The organism is Streptomyces sp. UW30, assembly GCF_008042075.1.
Taxonomy (GTDB): Bacteria; Actinomycetota; Actinomycetes; order Streptomycetales; family Streptomycetaceae; genus Streptomyces.
This window is the reverse complement of record NZ_RDBN01000037.1, coordinates 1,180,862-1,187,591: the sequence shown is the minus strand read 5'-3', so window position 1 is coordinate 1,187,591 and position 6,730 is coordinate 1,180,862. Positions and strand designations below refer to the sequence as shown.

The window sequence follows — 6,730 nt, the reverse complement described above, 5'->3', positions numbered from 1 at the left end:
CCGAGTACAACGCCGCAGCGGCGCCAACGGTTCCCGCCGGGCCGGGCCGGGCCGCCCCGAGCGGCCCGGCGAAGCGGTCCTCACGCGCCTGAGTGACGCGGGGTCGGCACTCAGGCGCGTGAGGACCGCTTCGCCGGGCCGCTCGGGGCGGCCCGGCCCGGCCCGGCGGGAACCGTTGGCGCCGCTGCGGCGTTGTACTCGGAGCCGCGTGCGGGCGCGGCCCGTGTGTGGGCTCCGTGAGCCACTACCATCGGCCAGCATCGGCGGGCACCTCGCCCGACCACCAGGCCAGGGAGCGAAACGTGCTGATCACCCATGACACCCGGTGTGCACTCGATGCCGTGGTGGATCTGGTGAACACCGTGCCGGAGGACGACGAGACGTCGGACGGACTGGCGGATGTCGCCGCTCTAGGGGATTTCGTACGAAAGCACGAAATCAGCGATGTCGGGGTGCTGTCGGAGTTCGATCTGTCGGCGGTGCGCAAGGTGCGCGCGCGGTTCGCCGCGATCTTCGCGGCCCCGGACGCCCGGATCGCCGCGGCCCTGATCAACGAGCTGGTCGCAGCCGCGGGCACCACCCCGCGCCTCACCGACCACGACGGCTACGACTGGCATGTGCACTACTTCGCCCCCGGCGCCTCCGTCGCCGACCACCTCGCGGCGGACTGCGGCATGGCGCTGGCGTTCTTCGTGGTGGCCGGCGAGGAGGAGCGGCTCAGGCGCTGCGAGGCGCCGGACTGCCGGCATGCCTTCGTGGATCTGTCCCGTAACCGCTCGCGGCGCTACTGCGACAGCCGCACCTGTGGAAACCGTCTGCATGTGGCCGCCTACCGTGCGCGCCGCAAGGAAGCGGCCGGCTGAGCGGCCCGTCCGACACGACAGGTGTGTCGACGCGGACCCCGGCGGGTGGCGCCGGGGACCGCGGGTACGGCTCAGAGCAGCAGCAGATCGTGCAGCGCAGCCATGAGCAGCAGACACCCGATCACCGCAAGGAAGATCATCAGCGGTGGCTGGGAGAGGGCGAAGAGGCACCCGCGAGGCTCGTCCTGAGACGGTGCGGCCTCGCTCTGTGTCGTGTCCAGCATCTCGCGGCGATGATGACGTAGTTACGCCCCTGCGCGCGATCAACACGCCCGGAATGAGCGGGAGTTCGCTGGATTCCGTGATGTCCGGTCCGGGTCTTGATCACTTACGGCCGGGGGACGACCCACTGTGTCGTTTCAGTCCAGCGTGCGGGCGTCATATGCCGTGCTTCTTGAGGATGGCCTCGATGTCGCTGAAGTCCTCCGCGGCCTGCGCCTTCGGTGCGGTCGCGGGCCGGGTCGACTGACGCGAGCCCGGGCCCAGCGAGGGGCCCGATGCCGCCGGAGCCACGGCCTCGCTCGGGGCGGCGGTGCGAGCCTCCTTGCGCTCCTTGCGGGTGCCGCCGCGGCGACGCTCCACCGCCCGGGTGGTCGAGAACAGCAGCCAGGACACCCCGAGGACGCCGAAGCCCGCCCAGGCCGTCGGGCTGAACGCGGTGTCCGCCAGCCAGTCGACGACTCCGGTCATCACCAGGCCGAGGGGCACCAGGGAGTACGCGGCGATGCGTGTGGCCGCGAGGAAACGCTTGCGGTACGCCGTGACCACCGCGATGCCCAGGCCGGCCGCGGCGACGGCTGAACAGACGGTCTCGGCAATCATCCGGGCCTCCAGGCAGGCTGAGTCGGGACAGGGCACTTCGTCCCTTCCATCCTGCACCGTGCCGACCCCGCCCGGCCATGCCTCACGCCGACATCAGGGACATCTCCGGGTCGTCTCCTCCGCAGGTGCCGGTCAGGGTCCCGGCACCCGGGCCTGCCCCCATCGAAGCCCAGGTCGAATTGGGTCGTCCGGGCCCGGACTGGGAGACTGGGGCCATGAGCGACTCCTCCCCCGACCGTCCCGCCGCCCCCGTCCTCGACGTCTGGTGCGAGCTCCAGTGCCCCGACTGCCGCAGCGCCCTGGACGATCTCCGTGCCCTGCGGGCCCGCTACGGGGACCGGCTGGACTTGCGGCTGCGGCACTTCCCGCTGGAGAAGCACAAGCACGCCTTCGCCGCCGCGCAGGCCGCCGAGGAGGCTCTCGAGCAGGGGCAGGGATGGCCGTACGTCGAGGCCGTACTCGGCCGGGTCGAGGAGCTGGACCGTAAGGGGGAACCCTTCCTGGTCGAGGTGGCCCGGGAACTGGGCCTGGACGCCGAGGAGTTCGACACCGCGCTGATCGACGGCCGGCACATCCTGATCGTCGACGCCGACCAGGCCGAGGGCKAGGCGATCGGCGTGACCGGCACACCGACGTATGTGATCGGCGGCGAGCGCCTCGACGGCGGCAAGAGCCAGGAGGGGCTGCGCCAACGCGTCGAGGAGATCGCGGACCGGCTGCTCGCCGAGCAGGCGGGCGCCTGACCGGGCCCTACAGCAACGCCTTGTACAGGATGTGCTGCTTCGTCTCGTAGCCGAGTGACTCGTAGAGCCGCTCGGCCGGAGCGTTGCCCGCGAAGACGTTGAGGCCGAGGACGCGGTGTCCCGCGCTGATCGCCTGGCCCTCGGCCACCAGCATCAGGGTGCGGCCGTGTCCCTTGCCGCGGTGGTCGGCGCCGGTCTCGACGTCGTAGACGTAGGCACGGTCCTCGTGCGCCGCCACCCACAAGGTGCCCACCGGGGTCCCCTCGTGTTCCAGGACGCTCAGGAACACATCCGGTGTGCGAGGGCCGTCCGGCAGCAGCGTCGCGTGGTCCCGCTCGGACTTGGCCCGCGCCTCTGCCTCCGGCACCCCGCGCTCGATCCAGCTGCGGCTGTAGTCCTCCTGGCCCTTGGCCAGCCAGGGACCGTACTCGGCCTCCGTCATGGGCCGCGCCCGGCTGCCCGGAGGCAGTTCGGGCGGGGTGTCGCCGAGCGCCTTCTCCATGCCGCGGTTGCGTGCGACGTAGCCGAGGGCCGTGGCCAGGCGCAGCGCCGGTCCGGCGGCACCGGAGACCATCGTCTCGATGCGCCGGCAGCCCCAGCCGCGCGCCACCTCCTCCGCGGCGAGGGCGGCCACGGTGCCGCGGCCCCGGCGCCGGTCCGGCTCCTCGATCCGCAGCTCCGATATCCGGGCCACCGCGTCACCGAAGACGGGATGTGTCCCGAGGTGAAGGGCGCCCACGGGTCGGCCGTTCACACACACCTGATAGCGGCGCGAACGGGTCCCGTCGTCGTTGCGCTGAAGCGGCTCGGTCGGCCGCAGGGTCGTGGTCATCAGGGGTGTTCTACCCACCCCGCCGCCCCACGGCAGCTCATTTTTTCCCCGCCCTCACGGATCCAGGTCGTCCCCGGACCGCTCCTCGAAGATCCGCATGGCCTTCGCGGTCACCGGGCCCGGTGCGCCCGGCAGTTCACGGTCGTCGACGCGGTGCACGGCCTGGACGTCCCGCAGGGTGGAGGTGAGGAAGACCTCCTCGGCCCGCTCCAGCACGTCCAGCGGCAGGTCCGTCTCCTTGGCGCCGGTCCACTCGACCGTGAGCGCGCGCGTGATGCCCGCGAGACAGCCCGAGGCGACCGGCGGGGTGTGGATCTCGCCGTCCAGGACGACGAAGACGTTCGAGCCGGTGCCCTCGCAGAGTTGCCCGACGGTGTTCGCGAACAGAGCCTCGGACGCGCCGTGTTGGTGGGCGCGCGCGAGGGCGACGACGTTCTCGGCGTACGAGGTGGTCTTCAGGCCGGTGAGGGCGCCGCGTTCGTTGCGGGTCCAGGGGACCGTGATCACGGCCGTGGAGTCGGGCCTGCGAGTGGTCTCGCCGAGGGCGACGACGAGGGTGGGGCCGTGCTCGCCGCGGTCGGAGCCCAGGGGGCCGTGGCCGCCGGTGTAGGTGATGCGCAGCCGGCCGAGCGGCATCGGGTTGGCCTCCAGGACGGCGGCGCAGGCGCGGCGGACCTCGTCGTGGTCGGGCTCGGGCAGGCCGAGACCGAGCGCCGAGCGGGTCAGCCGGTCGAGGTGCCGGGTCAGCGCGAACGGACGGCCGTCCACCGCCTTCACGGTCTCGAAGATGCCGTCGCCCACGGTCAGCCCGTGGTCGAAGACGGAGACACGGGCGGACTCGCTGTCCTGGAGCCCGCCGTCGAGCCAGATCTTCACGATTGCAGTCCCTCTCCACTCACCTCGTACGCCCCCGACGCTACCGCGAGCAGCCGGGACGCCTTCAGTTCGGTCTCCCGCCACTCCCCCTCGGGATCCGACCCCCAGGTGATCCCGGCGCCGGTCCCGAACCTCAGCACCCGTTCGCCCCGGTCGATCCAGAACGTACGGATCCCGACGGCCAGCTCGCCGACACCCCGGTCGGCGTCGACCCACCCGATGCCTCCGCAGTACGGCCCGCGGGGCGCCGTCTCCAGCGCGTCGATGATCCGCAGCGCGCTCGACTTGGGCGCGCCGGTGACGGAGCCGGGCGGGAAGGCGGCGCCGAGCAGCTCGGGCCAGCCGGCGTCGGGGCGCAGCTCACCGCGCACGGTGGAGACCAGATGGACGAGGCCCGGGTGCTTCTCCACGGCGCACAGATCGGGGACGGTCACGGTTCCGGTGGCGCAGACCCGGCCGATGTCGTTGCGCACCAGGTCCACGATCATCACGTTCTCGGCGAAGTCCTTCTCCAGCAGGTCCGCCTCGGTCCGCCCGGTGCCCTTGATCGGTCCGGACTCGACGACACGCCCGTCACGCCGCAGGAAGAGTTCGGGAGAAGCGGTGGCTATCTCGACCCCGTGCCCCGGCAGCCGGATCGTTCCTGCGTACGGCGCCGGGTTGCCGCGGGCCAACAGGGCGGTCAGGGCGTCCACATCGGCGCCCGCCCCGATCGGCGCGCTCAGCACCCGGCACAGATTCGCCTGATAGACCTCGCCGGCCGCGATGTGCTCACGTATGCGCCGCACGCCCGCCGTGTACGCGGCGCGGTCGAGGGACGACACCCAGTCATCGGCCGCGGGCCCCAGCCACTCCCCCGGCACCGGCGCGGGCACGGGCTCCTCGCGTACGTCCCGGAAGCGGGCGCAGGTCAGAGCGCCCTCGAAGTCGGCGCAGACAGCCCAGAAGCCACTGGAGTCCAGGGCGGCGGGATCGCTGGTGACGTCGAGGAGGCCGGTGGCGACGCGGTCGCCGAAGCGGGCAAGGGGAGGGAGGTCGAGCACGCAGTCGAGTCTATGGCCGGTGTCCTGCGGGTGACCTGGCCATGTCCCTTCGGGGAGGTCCATCCGGTCCCTGAGCAGGTGCAGCGCAGCACGCTGCACAAACGCGTTTTTGTGATGGCTCCGGAATCCGCTAGAGTTCAACACGTCGCCGGGCCGCGGGAGCGGAACGAAACGACAAGCGGACGTAGCTCAGTTGGTAGAGCGCAACCTTGCCAAGGTTGAGGTCGCGAGTTCGAGCCTCGTCGTCCGCTCGATGGAACAGGGGATCATCCCGAACCCCTACACTCCTGGTGGAGTGGCCGAGAGGCGAGGCAACGGCCTGCAAAGCCGTCTACACGGGTTCAAATCCCGTCTCCACCTCCAAGGACGATTAGCTCAGCGGGAGAGCGCTTCCCTGACACGGAAGAGGTCACTGGTTCAATCCCAGTATCGTCCACTGGATCTTCGGATCCCCCCGCGCGATTAGCTCAGCGGGAGAGCGCTTCCCTGACACGGAAGAGGTCACTGGTTCAATCCCAGTATCGCGCACGCAGTGCTCCGTGATCTTCCTTCACGGTCCCGAGGACGATTAGCTCAGCGGGAGAGCGCTTCCCTGACACGGAAGAGGTCACTGGTTCAATCCCAGTATCGTCCACACACCGAAGCCCCCGGTCGATGACCGGGGGCTTCGTCGTGCCGGTGCGGCTCAGCTGGAGAACAGCATGTGGCCAAAGCTCTTGTGACGCTTGTGGCCGTAGTGACCGCCGTGGTGGCCACCGTGCTGGGCGCCCCAGGCCGGAGCCTGCGGGGCGGCCGCCGGGTAGGCCTGCGGGGCGGCCGGGGGCGGCGGGGCGGGCTGGGACCACTGGCCCTCCAGGCGGGTCAGCGACTCCAGCTCGCCGTAGTCGAGAAAGATCCCGCGGCAGCCACTGCACTGCTCGATCTGGACACCATTGCGGTTGTAGGTGTGCATCGGCGCATGGCACTTCGGACACTGCATGGTCGGCTCAACTCCTCGCCGGTCGGTCCTGCTTCGTGTATCGCCAGGACAGACACTGTCCGGCTGTGGTCGGTTGCACCCTACTTCGCCTCTTCGTGGACCAACTCCGGGGGGACGGAAGCCATTCGGTCACAGGCGTCGACGAGGGCCTGCTCGATCTCGTCCAGGGGGCGTCCCTCGGCCGCGGCCTTGGTGATCGCGCGGGCTGCGGTCTGCACGGTGAGGGCACGGGCCGGGACGTCCAGCGCGGGCCAGGGGTCGCCGTCGGCGGGTACGGCCGGACCGTCCGCGGCACGGTAGGCGGTCAGGAACCGGTGCCATTCGTCGGGCGGGAGCAGCCCGCAGGCGAACCAGGCGGCCGGGCGGGCCAGGTCCCAGGCCGGCACTCCTACGCCGAGGTCGTCGACGTCTATGAGCCGCCAGGGGCCGTCCGGGGCCGGGTGCCGGACGAGCTGGCCGAGGTGGAGGTCACCGTSGCAGAAGGGGGATTGGGCTCGTGAAGGGTGATCGCGTGGAGATAGTCGTGGACGCCGGGGACACGACGCGTACGTATGAGGTGGTGGCGAGCAGGG

Annotated in this window: 8 protein-coding genes, 5 tRNA genes and 1 pseudogene; 7 read left to right on the top strand and 7 right to left on the bottom strand. The window is 71.0% G+C overall.

Annotated elements, in window-relative coordinates; all coding sequences use genetic code 11:
* The first annotated feature begins 302 nt into the window (after positions 1–302).
* On the top strand, positions 303–863 hold the full coding sequence (locus EAO75_RS24130; protein ID WP_147997128.1) for a CGNR zinc finger domain-containing protein: 561 nt from the start codon (positions 303–305) through the stop codon (positions 861–863).
* A 71-nt stretch (positions 864–934) separates the two neighbouring features.
* Here the strand turns inward: EAO75_RS24130 and EAO75_RS46030 are convergent, their stop codons facing one another.
* Positions 935–1,087: a hypothetical protein gene (locus tag EAO75_RS46030; RefSeq protein WP_007502994.1), complete on the bottom strand. Its 153-nt coding sequence runs from the start codon at positions 1,085–1,087 to the stop codon at positions 935–937.
* Positions 1,088–1,241: 154 nt separating this feature from the next.
* Complete coding sequence (locus EAO75_RS24125; protein WP_147997127.1) at positions 1,242–1,685, bottom strand: hypothetical protein; 444 nt, start codon at positions 1,683–1,685, stop codon at positions 1,242–1,244.
* Between the two features lie 215 nt (positions 1,686–1,900).
* Between EAO75_RS24125 and EAO75_RS24120 the strand changes: the two genes are divergently transcribed.
* On the top strand, positions 1,901–2,428 hold the full coding sequence (locus EAO75_RS24120; RefSeq protein ID WP_187284561.1) for a DsbA family protein: 528 nt from the start codon (positions 1,901–1,903) through the stop codon (positions 2,426–2,428).
* A gap of 7 nt (positions 2,429–2,435) precedes the next feature.
* Here the strand turns inward: EAO75_RS24120 and EAO75_RS24115 are convergent, their stop codons facing one another.
* The 3 genes from EAO75_RS24115 to EAO75_RS24105 are packed head-to-tail and all read right to left on the bottom strand — an operon-like array spanning position 2,436 to position 5,179.
* Positions 2,436–3,260 (bottom strand): GNAT family N-acetyltransferase, encoded by an 825-nt coding sequence (locus tag EAO75_RS24115; protein ID WP_147997126.1) that lies wholly within the window; start codon positions 3,258–3,260, stop codon positions 2,436–2,438.
* Between the two features lie 54 nt (positions 3,261–3,314).
* Complete coding sequence (locus EAO75_RS24110) at positions 3,315–4,136, bottom strand: aminotransferase class IV (RefSeq protein WP_147997125.1); 822 nt, start codon at positions 4,134–4,136, stop codon at positions 3,315–3,317.
* Positions 4,133–5,179 (bottom strand): chorismate-binding protein, encoded by a 1,047-nt coding sequence (locus EAO75_RS24105; protein ID WP_147997124.1) that lies wholly within the window; start codon positions 5,177–5,179, stop codon positions 4,133–4,135. The genes EAO75_RS24110 and EAO75_RS24105 overlap by 4 nt, the downstream gene beginning before the upstream one ends.
* A gap of 178 nt (positions 5,180–5,357) precedes the next feature.
* Between EAO75_RS24105 and EAO75_RS24100 the strand changes: the two genes are divergently transcribed.
* The 5 genes from EAO75_RS24100 to EAO75_RS24080 all read left to right on the top strand — a co-directional run bounded on the left by EAO75_RS24100 (position 5,358) and on the right by EAO75_RS24080 (position 5,813).
* Positions 5,358–5,430: transfer RNA gene (locus EAO75_RS24100), tRNA-Gly, on the top strand.
* A gap of 38 nt (positions 5,431–5,468) precedes the next feature.
* Positions 5,469–5,542 (top strand) — tRNA-Cys (locus EAO75_RS24095).
* A 1-nt stretch (position 5,543) separates the two neighbouring features.
* Positions 5,544–5,615, top strand: a tRNA-Val gene (locus tag EAO75_RS24090).
* A gap of 20 nt (positions 5,616–5,635) precedes the next feature.
* Positions 5,636–5,707, top strand: a tRNA-Val gene (locus tag EAO75_RS24085).
* 34 nt (positions 5,708–5,741) lie between these two features.
* Positions 5,742–5,813, top strand: a tRNA-Val gene (locus EAO75_RS24080).
* Positions 5,814–5,864: 51 nt separating this feature from the next.
* Here the strand turns inward: EAO75_RS24080 and EAO75_RS24075 are convergent.
* Both EAO75_RS24075 and EAO75_RS24070 read right to left on the bottom strand, forming a co-directional pair.
* Entirely contained in the window at positions 5,865–6,158 is a 294-nt protein-coding gene (locus EAO75_RS24075) for a zf-TFIIB domain-containing protein (RefSeq protein ID WP_147997123.1), read from the bottom strand.
* Positions 6,159–6,238: 80 nt separating this feature from the next.
* Positions 6,239–6,637 (bottom strand): annotated as a pseudogene (locus EAO75_RS24070) (phosphotransferase family protein); the annotation flags it as partial.
* Positions 6,638–6,730 lie beyond the last annotated feature (93 nt).